Source organism: Pseudomonas sp. EA_65y_Pfl2_P74, assembly GCF_963970575.1.
Lineage (GTDB): Bacteria > Pseudomonadota > Gammaproteobacteria > Pseudomonadales > Pseudomonadaceae > Aquipseudomonas > Aquipseudomonas baetica_A.
Genome location: NZ_CAXAOQ010000008.1, coordinates 105,817 through 123,081, shown reverse-complemented (window position 1 = coordinate 123,081; position 17,265 = coordinate 105,817). Strand labels below are relative to the sequence as shown.

The 17,265-nt window shown below is 59.3% G+C and carries 17 protein-coding genes; 2 read left to right on the top strand and 15 right to left on the bottom strand.

The window, feature by feature from the left end:
• Positions 1–78 precede the first annotated feature (78 nt).
• The 8 genes from AACY18_RS08325 to AACY18_RS08290 all read right to left on the bottom strand — a co-directional run bounded on the left by AACY18_RS08325 (position 79) and on the right by AACY18_RS08290 (position 8,905).
• Positions 79–969: an ABC transporter permease subunit gene (locus tag AACY18_RS08325; protein ID WP_221734038.1), complete on the bottom strand. Its 891-nt coding sequence runs from the start codon at positions 967–969 to the stop codon at positions 79–81.
• Positions 966–1,847: an ABC transporter permease subunit gene (locus tag AACY18_RS08320; protein WP_221734061.1), complete on the bottom strand. Its 882-nt coding sequence runs from the start codon at positions 1,845–1,847 to the stop codon at positions 966–968. Before AACY18_RS08320 ends, AACY18_RS08325 begins: the two co-directional genes overlap by 4 nt.
• Positions 1,848–1,882: 35 nt before the next feature.
• A complete protein-coding gene (locus tag AACY18_RS08315; protein ID WP_339430405.1) occupies positions 1,883–3,025 on the bottom strand; it encodes an ABC transporter ATP-binding protein in 1,143 nt (380 codons plus the stop codon).
• A gap of 65 nt (positions 3,026–3,090) precedes the next feature.
• Positions 3,091–4,188, bottom strand: coding sequence for a polyamine ABC transporter substrate-binding protein (locus AACY18_RS08310; RefSeq protein WP_339430406.1), 1,098 nt, complete (start codon positions 4,186–4,188; stop codon positions 3,091–3,093).
• Between the two features lie 187 nt (positions 4,189–4,375).
• Positions 4,376–5,488 (bottom strand): polyamine ABC transporter substrate-binding protein, encoded by a 1,113-nt coding sequence (locus tag AACY18_RS08305; RefSeq protein WP_339430407.1) that lies wholly within the window; start codon positions 5,486–5,488, stop codon positions 4,376–4,378.
• Positions 5,489–5,661: 173 nt separating this feature from the next.
• On the bottom strand, positions 5,662–7,026 hold the full coding sequence (locus AACY18_RS08300) for an aspartate aminotransferase family protein (RefSeq protein ID WP_339430408.1): 1,365 nt from the start codon (positions 7,024–7,026) through the stop codon (positions 5,662–5,664).
• A gap of 56 nt (positions 7,027–7,082) precedes the next feature.
• Entirely contained in the window at positions 7,083–8,441 is a 1,359-nt protein-coding gene (locus tag AACY18_RS08295; protein WP_339430409.1) for a glutamine synthetase family protein, read from the bottom strand.
• A 95-nt stretch (positions 8,442–8,536) separates the two neighbouring features.
• The gene (locus AACY18_RS08290) at positions 8,537–8,905 is read right to left on the bottom strand and encodes a glutamine amidotransferase (protein WP_339464666.1); all 369 of its coding nucleotides are present in this window, start codon (positions 8,903–8,905) and stop codon (positions 8,537–8,539) included.
• Between the two features lie 278 nt (positions 8,906–9,183).
• Here AACY18_RS08290 and AACY18_RS08285 point away from each other — a divergent pair, with 278 nt between their 5' ends.
• Both AACY18_RS08285 and AACY18_RS08280 read left to right on the top strand, forming a co-directional pair.
• On the top strand, positions 9,184–10,560 hold the full coding sequence (locus tag AACY18_RS08285) for a glutamine synthetase family protein (protein ID WP_339430411.1): 1,377 nt from the start codon (positions 9,184–9,186) through the stop codon (positions 10,558–10,560).
• A 189-nt stretch (positions 10,561–10,749) separates the two neighbouring features.
• The gene (locus AACY18_RS08280; RefSeq protein WP_339430412.1) at positions 10,750–11,382 is read left to right on the top strand and encodes a TetR/AcrR family transcriptional regulator; all 633 of its coding nucleotides are present in this window, start codon (positions 10,750–10,752) and stop codon (positions 11,380–11,382) included.
• 51 nt (positions 11,383–11,433) lie between these two features.
• Here AACY18_RS08280 and AACY18_RS08275 read toward each other — a convergent pair whose 3' ends face one another.
• The 7 genes from AACY18_RS08275 to AACY18_RS08245 all read right to left on the bottom strand — a co-directional run bounded on the left by AACY18_RS08275 (position 11,434) and on the right by AACY18_RS08245 (position 17,095).
• Positions 11,434–11,649, bottom strand: coding sequence for a TOBE domain-containing protein (locus AACY18_RS08275; RefSeq protein WP_003229256.1), 216 nt, complete (start codon positions 11,647–11,649; stop codon positions 11,434–11,436).
• A 27-nt stretch (positions 11,650–11,676) separates the two neighbouring features.
• On the bottom strand, positions 11,677–12,483 hold the full coding sequence (ssuB, locus tag AACY18_RS08270) for an aliphatic sulfonates ABC transporter ATP-binding protein (protein ID WP_339430413.1): 807 nt from the start codon (positions 12,481–12,483) through the stop codon (positions 11,677–11,679).
• Positions 12,480–13,262, bottom strand: coding sequence for an aliphatic sulfonate ABC transporter permease SsuC (gene ssuC / locus AACY18_RS08265; RefSeq protein WP_339430414.1), 783 nt, complete (start codon positions 13,260–13,262; stop codon positions 12,480–12,482). Before ssuC ends, ssuB begins: the two co-directional genes overlap by 4 nt.
• Positions 13,259–14,419, bottom strand: a complete 1,161-nt coding sequence (gene ssuD / locus AACY18_RS08260) for an FMNH2-dependent alkanesulfonate monooxygenase (protein ID WP_339430415.1) — start codon at positions 14,417–14,419, stop codon at positions 13,259–13,261. The genes ssuC and ssuD overlap by 4 nt, the downstream gene beginning before the upstream one ends.
• A 25-nt stretch (positions 14,420–14,444) precedes the next feature.
• Positions 14,445–15,425, bottom strand: a complete 981-nt coding sequence (locus AACY18_RS08255; protein WP_339464665.1) for a sulfonate ABC transporter substrate-binding protein — start codon at positions 15,423–15,425, stop codon at positions 14,445–14,447.
• Between the two features lie 101 nt (positions 15,426–15,526).
• On the bottom strand, positions 15,527–16,120 hold the full coding sequence (gene ssuE / locus AACY18_RS08250; RefSeq protein WP_339430417.1) for an NADPH-dependent FMN reductase: 594 nt from the start codon (positions 16,118–16,120) through the stop codon (positions 15,527–15,529).
• Between the two features lie 336 nt (positions 16,121–16,456).
• Complete coding sequence (locus AACY18_RS08245) at positions 16,457–17,095, bottom strand: peroxiredoxin (protein WP_339430418.1); 639 nt, start codon at positions 17,093–17,095, stop codon at positions 16,457–16,459.
• Positions 17,096–17,265: the final 170 nt, after the last annotated feature.

Genomic DNA, 17,265 nt, shown 5'->3' with positions numbered 1-17,265 from the left:
AGGGGCCTCGTCGCGAGCCTGCCCGCTCCCACCGTTATGATTGGGTTGGCCTGCGCAATGAGGCCAACCCGGCATGGCTTACACCGCTTCCGGCGCCTGTGCGCGGCGCACGTCCGGCTGCTTCCACGAATCGGCAGCGCTTTCTTCGATGGCTTGCTGGATGGCTTTCTTGCGGGCTTCTTCGGCGCGGCGGCTGAAGAACCAGACCAAAAACGTCACGATCGACACCGCCAGCAGAATCAGGCTGGCCACAGCGTTGATCTCAGGCTTCACGCCCAGACGCACCGCTGAGAACACTTCCATTGGCAGGGTCGTCGAACCCGGGCCGGAAACGAAGCTCGCCAGTACCAGATCGTCCAGCGACAAAGCGAACGACATCATGCCACCCGCCGCCAGCGACGGCGCGATCATCGGGATGGTGATCAGGAAAAACACCTTCCATGGCCGTGCCCCCAGATCCATCGCTGCTTCTTCGATCGACAAGTCCAACTCACGCAGACGCGCCGACACCACCACCGCCACATACGCGGCACAGAACGTCGTGTGAGCGATCCAGATGGTGACAACGCCACGCTCCTGCGGCCAGCCGATCATCTGCGCCATGGCCACGAACAGCAGCAACAGCGACAGACCGGTGATGACCTCTGGCATAACCAACGGCGCGGTCACCAGACCACCGAACAGCGTACGCCCCTTGAAGTGGGTGATACGGGTCAGCACGAACGCCGCCAGTGTGCCCAGCGCCACCGCGGCAACCGCGGTGTAGCAGGCGATTTCCAGCGAGCGCAGCACCGAGCCCATCAGTTGGCTGTTGTCGAGCAGGCCGACGTACCACTTGATCGACCAGCCGCCCCACACCGTCACCAGTTTCGAGGCGTTGAACGAGTAGATCACCAGGATCAGCATCGGCAGGTAGATGAACAACAAACCCAGAACCAGCATCAGGCTGGAGAAACGGAAGCGCTTCATTCTTTACCCTCCATTTCCTTGGCCTGACTGCGGTTGAACAGGATGATCGGCACAATCAGGATCGCCAGCATCACCACCGCCAGCGCGGACGCCACCGGCCAGTCACGGTTGTTGAAGAACTCTTGCCAGAGCACTTTACCGATCATCAGGGTTTCCGGACCGCCGAGCAGTTCCGGGATCACGAACTCGCCCACCACCGGGATGAACACCAGCATGCAGCCGGCAATGATCCCGTTCTTGGACAGCGGAATCGTGATTTTCCAGAAGCTGTTGAAGGTACTCGAACCGAGGTCGGAAGCCGCTTCCAGCAAGCTCTGATCGTGCTTCACCAGATTGGCGTACAGCGGCAGGATCATGAACGGCAGGTACGAATAGACCACGCCGATGTAGACCGCCAGGTTGGTGTTGAGGATTTGCAGCGGCTGATCGATCAACCCCATGCTCATCAGGAAACCGTTGAGCAGACCGTTGTTGCTGAGGATGCCCATCCACGCGTAAACGCGGATCAGGATTGCGGTCCAGGTCGGCATCATGATCAGCAGCACCAGCACCGTTTGCAGCTCTTTACGGGCGCTGGCGATGGCGTAGGCCATCGGGTAGCCGATCAGCAGGCACAACAGCGTGCTGAAAAACGCCATCTTCAGCGAACCGAGATACGCGGCAATGTAGAGTTCGTCGTCACCGAGCAACGCGTAGTTGCCCAGGTTCAGCAGCAGTTCCAGCTTCTGCTCGGCGAACGTGTAGATCTCGGTGTACGGCGGAATGGCCACATCGGCTTCGGCGAAGCTGATCTTCAGGACGATGAAGAACGGCAACATGAAGAACAGGAACAGCCAGATGAACGGAACCCCGATGACCAGTTGACGGCCATTGGGAATTATTCGGTTAAGCCGTCGTTTGAACTTGCGCATGTTCATGAGCGAAGTACCACGCCGCTGTCATCTTCCCACCACACGTAAACCTGATCGCCCCAGGTCGGACGTGCGCCACGACGCTCGGCGTTGGCAACGAAGGACTGCACCAGTTTGCCGCTCGGCAATTCGACGTAGAACACCGAGTGACCGCCCAGATAAGCAATGTCATGCACCTTGCCGCTCGACCAGTTGTATTCGCAGGTCGGTTGATCGGCGGTGACCAGCAGCTTCTCAGGACGGATCGCGTAAGTGACCGACTTGTCCTGCACCGAGGTGCTGATCCCGTGACCCACGTAGATCTGCCGGTCGAGGTCATTGCAGGTGATGGTCGCGTGGCCCTCGGCGTCGTCGATCACTTCGCCTTCGAAGATGTTGACGTTGCCGATGAATTCGCAGACCAGGCGGCTGGTCGGGGTTTCGTAGATGTCGATCGGGCTGCCGATCTGGGCGATCCAGCCCAGGTGCATGATCGCGATGCGCTCGGCCATGGTCATGGCCTCTTCCTGGTCGTGCGTCACCATCACGCAGGTCACGCCGACGCGCTCGATGATCTCGACCAGTTCCAACTGCATCTGCGAACGCAGTTTTTTATCCAGTGCGCCCATCGGCTCATCGAGCAGCAGCAGCTTCGGCCGCTTGGCCAGCGAACGTGCCAGCGCCACACGCTGACGCTGACCGCCGGACAGTTGATGCGGCTTGCGCTTGGCGTACTGGCTCATCTGCACCAGCTTGAGCATCTCGGCCACGCGGGCCTCGACCTCAGCCTTGGGAATCTTGTCCTGCTGCAAGCCGAAGGCAATGTTCTGCGCCACCGTCATGTGCGGGAACAAGGCGTACGACTGGAACATCATGTTGATCGGTCGTTCGTAAGGCGGCATGTCGGTGATGTCGACGCCGTCGAGGAAAATGCGCCCCTCCGTGGGCCGTTCGAACCCTGCCAGCATCCGCAACAGAGTGGATTTGCCCGATCCCGAACCGCCGAGCAGGGCAAAAATTTCGCCCTTTTTGATTTCCAGGGACACATCGTCCACGGCAATCGTCTCGTCGAACTTCTTCGTGACCCGGTCGATTTTGACCAACACCTGTTTAGGTGTCTGGTCGCCCTCGAGGGCTTTCTTGTAGGCGCCGGAGGCAACTGCCATTTACGAAACTCCCAGAAAAAAGAGTGCAGTTCGTCCAATGCGGACGAACCCAGGATGTTTGTGCCTTATTTGCCCGACTTGACCTTGGTCCAGCTGCGGGTCATCAAACGCTGAATATTGGGTGGCAATTCGGTCGACACGTAGGTCTTGTCGAGGACTGCTTGCGGTGGATAAACCGCTTCGTCGGTGCGAATGGACTGTTCCATCAGCTTGTCCGAACCCGGATTGGGGTTGGCGTAACCGACATAATCACTGACCTGGGCGATCACCTCAGGCTTGAGCAAATAGTTGATGAAGGCGTGGGCCTCTTTGACGTTGTCCGAATCCTTGGGGATCGCCAACATGTCAAACCACAGCGCACCGCCCTCTTTCGGAATCGAGTACGCAATGTTCACGCCCTTCTTGGCTTCAGCCGCCCGGGACTTGGCCTGGAAGACGTCACCGGAAAAGCCGACCGCCACACAAATGTTGCCGTTGGCCAGATCCGAAATGTATTTGGAGGAGTGGAAGTAAGTCACATAAGGCCGTACCGCCAGTAACTTGGCCTCAGCCTTTTTGTAATCTTCAGGATTGGTGCTGTTCGCATTCAGCCCCAGGTAATTGAGCACGGTCGGCATCATTTCATCGGCCGAATCGAGGAACGCTACGCCGCAGCTTTGCAGCTTCTTGATGTTCTCTGGCTCAAACAGCACGGCCCAGGAGTCGATCTTGTCGATGCCCAATACCGCTTTGACTTTGTCGACGTTGTAACCGATGCCGTTGGTGCCCCACAGGTAAGGCACGGCGTAAAGGTTACCCGGATCGTTCTGCTCAAGACGTTTGAGCAGCGCAGGGTCGAGATTGGAATAGTTGGGCAGTTGCGACTTGTCGAGCTTCTGGAACGCGCCCGCCTTGATCTGCTTGCCCAGGAAGTGGTTCGACGGCACGACCACGTCGTAACCGGTACGCCCGGCCAGCAGCTTGCCTTCCAGGGTTTCGTTGGAGTCGAACACGTCATAGACCGGTTTGATGCCAGTCTCTTTCTCGAAGTCGGCCAGCGTGTTCTCGCCGATGTAATCCGACCAGTTATAAATGTGCACGGTACCGGCGGCCTGGGCACCAACAGCGATCGTCAGGCCGGTAGCAACCAGCAGTGCATTGCGCAAAGAAGAAAAAACAGGCACGTGGAGGTCCTCTAGATTAGGTGGGCCCAAGTTGCCCCGCGCGGCATGACAGCCATGGCTGCCCGACAACAAAACCGGCGCGCAACTTACCCTCGAAAAACCGTTCCAGCAAAACTTTCTGTCATTTATTTGTCCCGCTGACCGGCCTCGCAAAGACGACGGCCAGCGGTTGCTGCCTCAAACCGGCTTATTTGCCCGATTTGATCTTGGTCCAGCTGCGAGTCATCAAACGCTGGGTCGCGGCCGGCAAGTCGGCAATCGCGTACAGTTTGGCCAGCACGTCGGCCGGTGGGTAAATGCCCGGGTCGCTGGTGATGTCTTTATCAACCAGTGGCGTTGCAGCGGCGTTACCGTTCGGGAAACGCACGGCGTTGGTGATTTCAGCCATGATTTCCGGCTTCTGCAGGAAGGTCATGAACTTGTAGGCGCCTTCGACGTTTTCGGAATCTTTAGGGATGGCGATCATGTCGTAGAAGCTGCCGGCACCTTCCTTCGGAATGTTGTAGCTGACTTTCACCTTGCCACCGGCTTCAGCCGCGCGGGACTTGGCCTGGTAAATGTCGCCCGAGTAACCGATAGCGACGCAGATGTTGCCGTTGGCCAGGTCAGAGATGTACTTGGAAGAATGGAAGTAGGCGATCGAAGGACGCACCTTCATGATCAGCGCTTCAGCCTTGGCGATGTCTTCTTTCTTCTGGGTGTCGGTTGGCAGGCCCAGGTAGTGCAGCGCCACCGGAATCATCTCGGTTGGCGAGTCGAGCAGACTGATGCCGCAGGATTTCAGCTTGGCAGCGTTTTCAGGCTTGAAGATCAGGTCCCAGGAGTTGACCGGCGCATCGGCACCCAGTGCAGCCTTGACCTTCTCGGCATTGAAGCCGATGCCGATCGAGCCCCACATGTACGGGAAGGCGTGCTCGTTGCCCGGGTCGCTGACCGACACAGCCTTGAGCAGGTCGGTGTTCAGGTTTTTCCAGTTAGGCAGCTTGGACTTGTCCAGTTTCTGGTAGACGCCAGCCTTGATCTGCTTGGCCAGGAAGTTGTTCGACGGCACGACAATGTCGTAGCCCGATTTGCCCGCCAGCAATTTGGCTTCGAGGGTTTCGTTGCTGTCGAAAACGTCGTAGACGACTTTGATGCCCGACTCGTCTTCAAACTTCTTGATGGTGTCCGGGGCGATGTAGTCGGACCAGTTGTAGACGTGCAACACCTTGTCGTCCGCCTGAGCCGCAGCGGCCATGATTCCCATCAGGGACATGGCGAGCAGAGTCTTGCCAGCGAGCTTTTTGCCTAATGCCTTCATGCGTTGATGCTCCAAATTTTTTCTTTTTTGAACCACTTTGTTCAGCGGCCGAACCCGGACAACTGGAACCGCGACTAGTCTGGCAAGTTCAGAGGCGGTCTTTCAAGAAAAGACCCGCCTTTGTGACAGCTTTGAGCAAGAGCGCCGCGGCTCCCCCGCTCAGAGCCTAGCACTTAGCCTTGTACCGCACTGAGGGTCAGGTCCAGACACTTGCGCGCCTTGGTCACCAGCTCATCGATCTCCGCTTTGCTGATCACCAGCGGCGGCGCAATGATCATGGTGTCGCCCACAGCGCGCATGATCAGCCCGTTGTCGAAGCAGAACTGACGGCAGATCATGCCGACACCCTTGCCTTCGTAACGCTTGCGAGTGGCCTTGTCCTGCACCAGCTCGATCGCCCCCAGCAGACCAACACCGCGAACTTCACCTACCAATGGGTGATCGTTCAGTTCCCGCAGACGTTTCTGCAAATACGGTGCCGTTTCGTTGCGCACGGTCTCGATAATTTTTTCTTCGCGCAGAATCCGGATGTTTTCCAGACCCACCGCCGCCGCCACCGGGTGGCCGGAGTAAGTGAAGCCGTGGTTGAAATCGCCACCTTCGTTGAGCACCGCGACCACTTCGTCACGCACGATCAGACCACCCATCGGGATATAGCCGGACGTCAGGCCCTTGGCGATGGTCATCATGTCGGGCGCAAGGTCGTAGAAATCGCTACCGAACCACTCACCGGTACGACCGAAACCGCAGATCACTTCGTCGGCAACGAAGAGGATGTCGTACTTGGCGAGGATTTCCTTGATGCGCGGCCAGTAGGTGTCGGGCGCAATGATCACGCCACCGGCACCCTGGATCGGCTCGGCAATAAAGGCACCGACGTTGTCGACGCCGACTTCGAGAATCTTCTCTTCCAGTTGATTGGCCGCCCAGACACCGAACTCTTCTGGCGACATGTCGCCGCCCTCGGCGAACCAGTACGGCTGCTCGATGTGGACGATGCCCGGGATCGGCAAGTCGCCCTGCTCGTGCATATACGTCATGCCGCCCAGGCTCGCGCCGGCCACGGTCGAACCGTGATAGCCGTTCTTGCGGCTGATGATGACTTTCTTGTCTGGCTGGCCCTTGATCGCCCAGTAGTGGCGAACCATGCGCAGCATGGTGTCGTTGCCTTCGGAGCCGGAACCGGTGAAGAACACGTGGTTCATGCCTGCTGGCGCGACGTCAGCGATGGCCTTGGCCAGTTCCAGCGCTGGAGGATGCGCGGTCTGGAAGAACAGGTTGTAGTAAGGCAGTTCGCGCATCTGCTTGCTGGCGGCGTCGGCCAGTTCATCGCGACCGTAACCGATGGCCACGCACCACAGCCCGGCCATGCCGTCGAGGATCTTGTTGCCTTCGCTGTCCCACAGGTAAACGCCTTTGGCGTTGGTGATGATCCGTGGGCCCTTCTCTTTCAACTGCTTGAAATCGCTGAACGGGGCCAGGTGATGATCGCTGCTCAGCGCTTGCCACTCACGGGTTTGCGGGTTGTTGCTGGTCATGCCAATTCTCCTTGTCAGAGGTGAAGGCGCGCCGCCTGAGCGCCGCGCCTGGCGTATCAGACGGCGAAGAGCAGGTACTCACGCTCCCACGAACTGATCACGCGCTTGAAGTTTTCATGCTCGGCGCGCTTGACCGCGACATAGCCGGTGATGAAAGTTTTGCCGAGGTATTTCTCGATGGTCGCGCTGTTTTCCATGCGTTCCAGCGCATCCTCAATGGTCAGCGGCAGACGCAGGTTGCGGCGTTCATAGCCACGACCAACGACTGGTGCGCTCGGGTTCAGACCCTCGACCATGCCGATGTAACCGCAGAGCAGGCTCGCCGCGATCGCCAGATAGGGGTTGGCATCAGCGCCCGGCAAACGGTTTTCCACCCGGCGGTTATGCGGGCCGGCATCCGGTACGCGCAGGCCCACGGTGCGGTTTTCTTCGCCCCATTCCACGTTCACCGGTGCCGAGGTGTCCGGCAGGAAGCGACGGAACGAGTTGACGTTCGGCGCGAACAGCGGCAACAGCTCAGGGATCAGTTTCTGCAAACCACCGATGTGGTGCAGGAACAACTGGCTCATGGTCCCGTCTTCATTGGAAAAAACGTTCTTGCCGGTCTCGATGTCGATGATGCTCTGGTGCAAGTGCATCGCACTGCCCGGCTCGCCGGTCATCGGCTTGGCCATAAAGGTGGCGGCCACGTTGTGCTTGAGCGCGGCTTCGCGCATGGTGCGTTTGAACACCAGAATCTGATCGGCCAGCGACAGCGCGTCGCCGTGACGGAAGTTGATTTCCATCTGCGCCGTGCCGTCTTCGTGGATCAGCGTGTCGAGGTCCAGCTCCTGCAGTTCGCACCAGTCATAGACGTCTTCGAACAGCGGATCGAATTCGTTCGCCGCTTCAATGGAGAACGACTGGCGACCGATTTCCGGACGACCCGAACGGCCGACCGGCGGCTGCAACGGATAGTCAGGGTCGTCGCTGCGCTTGGTCAGGTAGAACTCCATTTCCGGCGCCACGATCGGCTGCCAGCCCTTGTCGGCATAGAGTTTCAGGACTTTCTTGAGGACGTTGCGCGGCGACAGCTCGATCGGATTGCCTTGCTTGTCGTAGGTGTCGTGGATCACCTGCGCGGTGGGCTCGATGGCCCACGGCACCAGGTACACGGCGTTCTGGTCGGGGCGGCAGATCATGTCGATGTCGGCCGGGTCGAGCAGTTCGTAATAGATGTCGTCTTCGACATAGTCGCCGGTCACGGTCTGCAACAGCACGCTCTCTGGCAGGCGCATGCCTTTCTCGGCGATGAACTTGTTGGTCGGCGAGATCTTGCCCCGGGTGATGCCGGTCAAGTCGCCGACCATGCATTCGACTTCTGTGATCTTGTGGTCTTTCAACCAATCGGTGAGCTGGTCGAGGTTGTTACTCATAAATGCCTCTGGGCTGAGTCTCCTGACGCTAGGTCAGGCAAAGTTTGACGCTTGTGCGTCGCGTTAAAGGGGGCTTGCTTGCGCGCAGTGCCGGCTTACGCCTGGCACCGCGCATAGACAATGAAAGAAGAGCTTACCTGCCCTTTACGCTGGCGTTGCATTTCTTGTGCACTCTGGAAACGTGCAGCCGCGCGTGCAGAATCATGAGCACGACGTGGGGAGCGGCGCAGGCTTTGGAAGAGAAAGAGAACTATATTGGAAGGAGACGCCATAAAGAGGATGCTTGCCCGTACGTCCAGAATATCGGACGGTGCCGTATGGCCGGCTGCTTGCGAGAACATCGTCAACAGGCCACGCGCCATGCTGGCTACGCTACGGACGGATTTGTCGCCACTGATGTGATGAGCATGCAGACCGGACTGTTGCGAGCAGTCGGTGATGCCGATTAACGGCAGGCGAGACATGAAGCACCCCGGTATTATTGCTGTTATGGGTTTGATCGGAGCTTAGCCTTGTTCATTTTTTTACACAACACCCCCGTAAAAAATACAACACGGCCTGCTCAAGCCCGCGGGTGCCAAGCGTGCCAAAGGCAAAAAACCGCCCCAAAGTGCCCCATAAATGCCCTTGCAGCGCTTTTTTAGGGCAAAAAAGGCCTCGCTTGACTTCGGCAGGCCGTTCGGGTTGACTGAAACCAGAAAAGATCAATGATTGATATTTTTAACAACAAAGGTGTTGCATCATGTCGGTACCCCCGCGTGCCGTTCAGCTTAATGAAGCGAACGCGTTCCTTAAGGAACATCCTGAGGTTCTGTACGTTGACCTTCTGATTGCGGATATGAATGGTGTGGTGCGCGGCAAGCGCATAGAACGCACCAGCCTCCACAAGGTTTACGAGAAAGGCATCAACCTGCCGGCCTCTCTATTTGCTCTGGATATCAATGGTTCGACGGTGGAAAGCACCGGTCTGGGCCTGGACATCGGCGACGCCGATCGTATCTGCTATCCAATCCCCGACACCCTGTGCAACGAGCCTTGGCAGAAGCGCCCGACCGCGCAACTGTTGATGACCATGCACGAACTGGAAGGTGATCCGTTCTTCGCCGATCCGCGCGAAGTGCTCCGTCAAGTTGTTGCAAAGTTTGACGAGATGGGCTTGACCATCTGCGCCGCATTCGAACTCGAGTTCTACCTGATCGACCAGGAAAACGTGAACGGCCGTCCGCAGCCGCCACGCTCGCCGATCTCCGGTAAGCGCCCGCACTCGACGCAGGTTTACCTGATCGACGACCTCGACGAATACGTCGACTGCCTCCAGGACATTCTGGAAGGTGCCAAAGAGCAAGGCATCCCGGCCGACGCCATCGTCAAGGAAAGTGCCCCGGCGCAGTTCGAAGTGAACCTGCACCACGTCGCCGACCCGATCAAGGCATGCGATTACGCTGTATTGCTCAAGCGTCTGATCAAGAACATCGCCTACGACCATGAAATGGACACCACCTTCATGGCCAAGCCTTACCCGGGCCAGGCGGGCAACGGTTTGCACGTCCACATTTCGATTCTTGATAAAGATGGCAAAAACATTTTTGCCAGCGAGGATCCCGAGCAGAACGCCGCACTGCGTCATGCGATCGGCGGTGTGCTCGAGACCCTGCCGGCGCAGATGGCTTTCCTCTGCCCGAACGTCAACTCCTACCGTCGTTTCGGCGCACAGTTCTACGTGCCGAACTCGCCGTGCTGGGGCCTGGACAACCGCACCGTGGCGATTCGCGTACCGACCGGCTCTGCAGATGCCGTGCGTATCGAACACCGCGTGGCCGGCGCCGACGCCAACCCGTACCTGCTGATGGCTTCGGTACTGGCAGGCGTGCATCACGGCCTGACCAACAAGATCGAGCCAGGCGCGCCCGTCGAAGGCAACAGCTACGAGCAGAACGAGCAAAGCCTGCCGAACAACTTGCGCGATGCACTGCGTGAGCTGGACGACAGCGAGGTGATGGCCAAGTACATCGATCCGAAATACATCGATATCTTCGTCGCCTGTAAAGAGAGCGAGCTGGAGGAGTTCGAACACTCCATCTCCGACCTCGAGTACAACTGGTACCTGCATACCGTTTAAGCGGTTGTGGCGCCAAAAGGAACGCCGTTGGCTATTGCAGCCAACGGCGTTTTTTTATGGCCCGCACCCTCGGGATGAATGGTGAGTACACAGAGATCAACTGTGGGAGGGGGCTCGCTCCCGAAGGCGTCCTGGCAGACAACACACACACTGGCTCGTACAATGCCCGCTGCCCCGCAGGAGACTTCCATGACGCGACCCGCCACCATTCGCAAACCCCGCGCCCGCAGTCAGGCACGGATCGATTCGATACTCGACGCCGCACGCACGCTGCTGGCCGCCGAGGGTGTGGCCAGTCTGTCGATCTACAGCGTGGCCGAGCGCGCACAGATTCCGCCCTCCTCCGTTTACCACTTTTTCGCCAGCGTCCCGGCGCTGCTCGAAGCACTGACAGCCGATGTTCACGCAGCCTTTCGCGCCTGCCTGCAAGCGCCAATCGACCATGAAACCCTGCGCGACTGGCGCGACCTGTCACGACTGGTCGAACAACGGATGCTGGAGATCTACGACGAGGACGCCGCGGCGCGCCAACTGATCCTCGCCCAGCACGGTCTTACCGAAGTCACCCAGGCCGACCGGCAACACGACCTCGAACTGGGCGACCTGATGCACAAGCTGTTCGAGCATCATTTCGAACTGCCGAGACTGCCGGAGGATGTCGACGTGTTTGCCCTGGCGATGGAACTGGGTGACCGCGTCTATGCACGCTCGGTGCAGCAACACGGACAAATCACACCGCGCATGGCTGAAGAAGGGATGCGGGTGTTCGATGCCTATATCGGTTTGTATTTACCGCCCTATCTGCCCAAGAGAATTCGCTAGCGCCCTCTTCGCGAGCACGCCGCAGACTTCAAGCCAGGTACAAACAGCGGCTTACAACTTGGCGATCGACACCTCGGTGGATTTCACAAAGGCAATCACCTCGCTGCCGACCACCAGTTCCAGCTCCTTGACCGAGCGGGTGGTGATCACCGAAGTGACGATGCCCGAGGCGGTCTGCACGTCGATTTCCGACAGCACGTCGCCAAGGACAATTTCCTTGATCGAGCCTTTGAACTGGTTACGCACGTTGATGGCTTTGATAGTCATGGCAATGATTCCTGTCGTTTGCTTGAGTTATTGCGCCCAACGCAGTTGCGCAGGCAGTGGTGAAACAGGTTCCGGCGCCGGCGGTTCGCCAGGCAGGGAAAGAACGCGGTTGAGCACTTCGGTTTCCAGTGCGGCCAGCCTGTGCGAACCGCGCACGCGAGGGCGTGGCAGTTCCACAGGCAGATCGAGACCGACTTCGCCGTCCTCGATCAGAATCACACGGTCGGCAATCGCCACCGCTTCGCTGGCATCGTGGGTCACCAGCAACACGGTGAAGCCGTGTTGCTGCCAGAGGCGTTCGATCAGTTGCTGCATCTCGATCCGGGTCAGCGCATCCAGCGCGCCGAGTGGCTCGTCGAGCAATAACAGTCGCGGTTGGTGGATCAGCGCCCGGGCCAGAGCAACACGCTGCTTTTGCCCTCCGGACAAAGCTGCCGGCCATTCGTTGGCACGATCCGCCAGCCCGACCGCGTCGAGTGCTTCGAGCGCCTTGGGACGCCAGTTGCCCGCGAGACCGAGGCCAACGTTGTCGATGATCTTTTTCCACGGCAGCAACCGTGCTTCCTGGAACATCAGCCGGGTGTCTTCCCGCACATCGCCGAGCGGCGCGCAGCCCGCAAGCAAGTCGCCGCCAGTCGGTTGATCGAGCCCGGCGAGCAGGCGCAGCAAGGTACTTTTGCCGCAACCACTGCGCCCGACCACCGCGACGAACTGCCCCGCCGGAATGTGCAGATCGATGTCACGCAAAACCTGGCGTGAACCGAAGGTCTTTTGCAGGTTGCGCACCGCCAGCGGTATACCGCGCAGCAGGCGTGGAGGTTGTTGAGCCGTCATGCTGCACCTCCCCTGGCAACCTGATAGGCCGGATGCCAACGCAGCCACACACGTTCAAGTCCACGGGCGGCGAGGTCGGCGAGTTTGCCGAGCACCGCGTAAAGCAGGATTGCCAGCACCACCACGTCGGTTTGCAAGAACTCCCGGGCGTTCATCGCCAGATAGCCGATGCCGGAACTGGCAGAAATGGTTTCAGCGACGATCAGCGTCAGCCACATGAAGCCCAGCGCGAAGCGCACCCCGACCAGAATCGAAGGCAACGCGCCCGGCAGAATCACCTGCCGGAACAGGCTGAAACCGGACAACCCATAACTGCGCGCCATCTCCACCAGCGCCGGGTCGACATTGCGAATGCCGTGGTAGGTGTTGAGGTAGATCGGAAACAGCGTGCCCAGCGCCACCAGAAAAATCTTCGCCGACTCATCGATGCCGAACCACAGGATCACCAGCGGAATCAGCGCCAGATGCGGCACGTTGCGGATCATCTGCACCGAGCTGTCGAGCAGGCGCTCGCCCCATGTCGACAGCCCGGTGATGAACCCCAGCACCAGACCGATGCTGCCCCCGAGGGTGAAACCGAGTGCCGCGCGCCAACCACTGATCGCCAGGTGCGTCCAGATTTCACCGCTGCGCACCAGGCGCACGCCGGCCTCGATCACCGCCACCGGTGCCGGCAGAATCCGTGTCGACAACCCACCGGCCGACACCGACAACTGCCACACCGCCAGCAACAACACCGGCAACGCCCAGGGCGCGAGGCTGTGGATAATTTTCTTCATGGCGCGCCCACGCTTTGCGACGCGGTTTTGGGAAGAATGTCGTTGGCAACCATCTCGCCGAACGGGCTGACATACCCGGTGCTTTTCGGCCGTTCCGGGCGCTCGATGTCCAGGTGCGGGAACAGCAGTTCCGCCACGCGATACGACTCTTCGAGGTGTGGATAACCGGAGAAGATAAAGGTGTCGATGCCCAGATCCGCGTATTCCTTCACCCGCGCCGCCACGGTCGGGCCATCGCCGACCAGCGCCGTCCCGGCACCGCCGCGCACCAGACCGACACCGGCCCACAGGTTCGGGCTGACTTCGAGGTTGTCGCGACTGCCGCCATGCAATGCCGCCATGCGTTGCTGACCGACCGAATCGAAACGCGCCAGCGAAGCTTGAGCACGGGCGATGGTGTCGTCGTCCAGATGCGAGATCAAGCGATCCGCCGCTTGCCACGCTTCGGCGTTGCTTTCACGGACGATCACATGCAGACGAATGCCGAAGCGCACGGTACGTCCGAGCTTGGCCGCTTTGGCGCGCACCTGTTCAATCTTCTCGGCCACTGCCGCTGGCGGCTCGCCCCAGGTCAGCACCATTTCAACCTGCTCGGCAGCCAGGTCCTGCGCTGCTTCCGACGAGCCGCCGAAGTACAGCGGCGGACGCGGTTGCTGGATCGGCGGATAGAGCAACTTGGCGCCCTTCACACTGATGTGCTGTCCGTCGTAGTCCACGGTTTCGCCTTCCAGCACACGGCGCCAGATGCGGGTGAATTCCACCGAGGCCTGATAGCGCTCTTCGTGACTGAGGAACAAACCGTCACCGGCCAATTCTTCCGGGTCACCGCCGGTCACCAGGTTAAACAACGCGCGACCGCCAGAGAGGCGATCCAGCGTCGCGGCCTGGCGCGCCGCCACCGTCGGGGAAACGATCCCGGGGCGCAGGGCGACGAGGAACTTCAGACGCTGGGTCACCGGGATCAGCGACGCCGCCACCAGCCAGGAGTCTTCGCAGGAACGCCCGGTGGGAATCAGCACACCGCCAAAACCCAGGCGATCCGCCGCTTGCGCGACCTGTTGCAGATAACCGTGGTCGACGGCGCGGGCGCCTTCGGCGGTGCCCAGGTAATGGCCGTCGCCGTGGGTAGGCAAGAACCAGAAGATATTGAGGCTCATGGAGTGGTCTCCTTGGGAATTGGAATTACTGGGCTTGGCTGACTGAGCGTTGGGCCACGGCGGGCGCAGGGGTCCAGATCACGTCCTTGACGCTTAACGGCTTGGGAATCAGCTTGAGCTGGAAGAACGTGTCGGCGATTTTCTGTTGTGCGGCGACCACGTCCGGGGTCAGGAACAGCGCCCCAAAACCCTGGCGCTTCATCGACGTCAGGGTGATATCCGCCGGCAGCCCGAGCAGCGGCGCAACCTGTTGGGTCACCGCTTCAGGGTTGGCCTTGGACCATTGACCCACGGCACGCACTTCCTCGATGAGGGCTTTGATCACCTCGGGATGTTTGTGCGCGTAAGGCTTGGTCGCGAGATAGAACTGGTGGTTGTCGACAATGCCTTGGCCGTCACGCAGGGTGTGCGCCTGCAGTTGTTTTTCGGCGGCGGCCTGGTACGGATCCCAGATGACCCAAGCGTCGACACTGCCACGCTCGAACGCCGCACGCGCATCGGCTGGCGGCAGGAATACGGTCTGGATGTCGGTGTATTTGAGGCCGGCGTCTTCCAGAGCGCGCACCAGCAGGTAGTGAACGTTGGAGCCTTTGTTCAGGACGACTTTCTTGCCCTTGAGATCGGCCACCGAGGTGATCGGCGAGTCTTTCGGCACCAGGATCGCCTCGCTGTTCGGCGCCGGCGGTTCATAGGCGACATAGAGCAGATCGGCGCCGGCGGCTTGAGCGAAGACCGGTGGGGTTTCGCCCGTGACGCCAAAGTCGATCGAGCCGACGTTCAGGCCTTCCAGCAGTTGTGGGCCACCGGGGAATTCAGTCCATTGCACGTCCACGCCTTGGCCGGCGAGGCGTTTTTCCAGGGTTCCTTTGGCTTTGAGCAGCACCAGCGTGCCGTACTTCTGATAACCGATCCGCAACGTCTCGGCTTGAGCTTGAGTGATAGCGCCGAAGGTGACAGCCGCAGCAAACAGAGCGACCAGACCACGACGCAAAAATACAGTGCGCATAGCGCTCTCCTTTTTGCTGTTGGGTTTTGGCTGCACCTGCTTGCCCGTTGGCGGGCGAGTAAGGCGAGTACTTCATGTTTCGATGTATCTGGACAATCGGCTCAAATGCTCCAGCGAGCACTCAACAAACGTTCATTCAACAGGCCCGGCTCCAGCGGCTTCGGTCGGCGGGCGATGGCGCTGACAAACTGCTCCAGCGCCTCATGCAGACGCTGCTCCAGCGCCGGTGCCAGTTGCGCCACGGCACTGCCTTGGCCGTAAGCGATCTGGCTGTCCTCGGCAAAAATCCCTTGCAGCATTTCCTGGGCTTTCAATGCCGACAGCACAGGCTTGAGCGCGTAATCGACCACCAGCATGTGGGCGATGCTACCGCCCGTGGCCATCGGCAAAACAACCTTGTGGTGCAAGGCGCGCTCGGGCAGCAGGTCCAGCACGGTCTTCAGGGCACCGGAAAACGAAGCCTTGTATACGGGCGTGGCGATCAGCAGGCCGTCGGCGTTTTCAATCTGCGCCAGCAGGTCGAGTACCTTCGGGCTGTCGAAACGGGCGTGAAGCAAATCTTCGGCGGGAAAGTCCCGCACCTGATAACTCACCACTTCCACCCCTTGCGCCTGCAACCAGCGTTGCGAGCGCTCCAGCAGCACCCCGGAGCGGGAGCGCAGGCTGGGACTGCCACCGAGAGAGACGACCAGCATTGAGACCATTCCTTAAGCGTTACAGGCGATTCGCAGGATGCGATCTCGCGTCGATGTGAGTGACCTTACCAGTTGATTTATATATCCATAAATCATATTTATTTATTTGGTTATGCACTTTAGAGCTATGCGATTGACGTTCCCCCAGGCAAAAAAACAGGCCGTCAAACGGCCTGAAATCCCCTGCTGTTGGGTGCTGAAAATGCTGAACCCTGTGCTGATTGAACTGACGCCTTCGCGAGCAAGCCCGCTCCCACAGGGGGGGGGAACGCATTTCAAAATGTGTGTGGGCTTGCTCGCGAAAGCGGTGGTGGCTACACCGCAAACTTCATTGATTCACTTGTTCGGCTGCGGCGTCAGGCGCAGGTAGGGTTTCACCGTGCGGTAGCCCTTCGGAAAGCGCCGCTTGATCTCGTCTTCATCCTTGAGCGACGGCACGATCACCACCTCATCACCGTCCTGCCAGTTGGCCGGTGTGGCCACTTTGTAGTTGTCGGTGAGTTGCAGCGAATCGATCACCCGCAAAATCTCGTGGAAGTTGCGCCCGGTGCTCGCCGGGTAGGTGATGGTCAGACGAATCTTCTTGTTCGGATCGATCACGAACAGCGAACGCACGGTCAAGGTGTCGCTGGCGTTCGGGTGGATCAGGTCGTACAAATCCGACACCTTGCGATCGGCATCGGCCAGGATCGGGAAGTTGACGAGAGTGTTCTGGGTTTCGTTGATGTCTTCGATCCATTTTTGGTGCGAATCCACCGGGTCGACCGACAGTGCGATGGCTTTGACGCCACGTTTGCTGAACTCGTCCTTGAGCTTGGCGGTAAAGCCCAGCTCCGTGGTGCACACCGGGGTGAAGTCCGCCGGGTGAGAGAACAGCACGCCCCAGCTATCGCCGAGCCATTCGTGGAAACGAATCTTGCCGGCGCTGGAGTCTTGTTCGAAATCGGGGGCGATGTCGCCGAGTCTGAGGCTCATGGTGCTGCTCCTGATCAATGTTTGGAGACCTAAACTGTAGCTCGGCTTTCGTCCTTTAATAAAAGAATAAATAAGAAGACATCAATACCAAAAAAGAATATTAAACATCGTTCACTGGACGCTCGAGGGCATCGCGCCGAACATCGCTCGCAAGGTTCGAGAAGGCCTTG

Coding starts and splice junctions, on each gene's coding strand:
- AACY18_RS08325 (WP_221734038.1), bottom strand. CDS start 969: ATGAAGCGCTTCCGTTTCTCCAGCCTGATGCTGGTTCTGGGTTTGTTG.
- AACY18_RS08315 (WP_339430405.1), bottom strand. CDS start 3,025: ATGGCAGTTGCCTCCGGCGCCTACAAGAAAGCCCTCGAGGGCGACCAG.
- AACY18_RS08305 (WP_339430407.1), bottom strand. CDS start 5,488: ATGAAGGCATTAGGCAAAAAGCTCGCTGGCAAGACTCTGCTCGCCATG.
- AACY18_RS08300 (WP_339430408.1), bottom strand. CDS start 7,026: ATGACCAGCAACAACCCGCAAACCCGTGAGTGGCAAGCGCTGAGCAGC.
- AACY18_RS08295 (WP_339430409.1), bottom strand. CDS start 8,441: ATGAGTAACAACCTCGACCAGCTCACCGATTGGTTGAAAGACCACAAG.
- AACY18_RS08290 (WP_339464666.1), bottom strand. CDS start 8,905: ATGTCTCGCCTGCCGTTAATCGGCATCACCGACTGCTCGCAACAGTCC.
- AACY18_RS08285 (WP_339430411.1), top strand. CDS start 9,184: ATGTCGGTACCCCCGCGTGCCGTTCAGCTTAATGAAGCGAACGCGTTC.
- AACY18_RS08280 (WP_339430412.1), top strand. CDS start 10,750: ATGACGCGACCCGCCACCATTCGCAAACCCCGCGCCCGCAGTCAGGCA.
- AACY18_RS08275 (WP_003229256.1), bottom strand. CDS start 11,649: ATGACTATCAAAGCCATCAACGTGCGTAACCAGTTCAAAGGCTCGATC.
- ssuB (WP_339430413.1), bottom strand. CDS start 12,483: ATGACGGCTCAACAACCTCCACGCCTGCTGCGCGGTATACCGCTGGCG.
- ssuC (WP_339430414.1), bottom strand. CDS start 13,262: ATGAAGAAAATTATCCACAGCCTCGCGCCCTGGGCGTTGCCGGTGTTG.
- ssuD (WP_339430415.1), bottom strand. CDS start 14,419: ATGAGCCTCAATATCTTCTGGTTCTTGCCTACCCACGGCGACGGCCAT.
- AACY18_RS08255 (WP_339464665.1), bottom strand. CDS start 15,425: ATGCGCACTGTATTTTTGCGTCGTGGTCTGGTCGCTCTGTTTGCTGCG.
- ssuE (WP_339430417.1), bottom strand. CDS start 16,120: ATGCTGGTCGTCTCTCTCGGTGGCAGTCCCAGCCTGCGCTCCCGCTCC.
- AACY18_RS08245 (WP_339430418.1), bottom strand. CDS start 17,095: ATGAGCCTCAGACTCGGCGACATCGCCCCCGATTTCGAACAAGACTCC.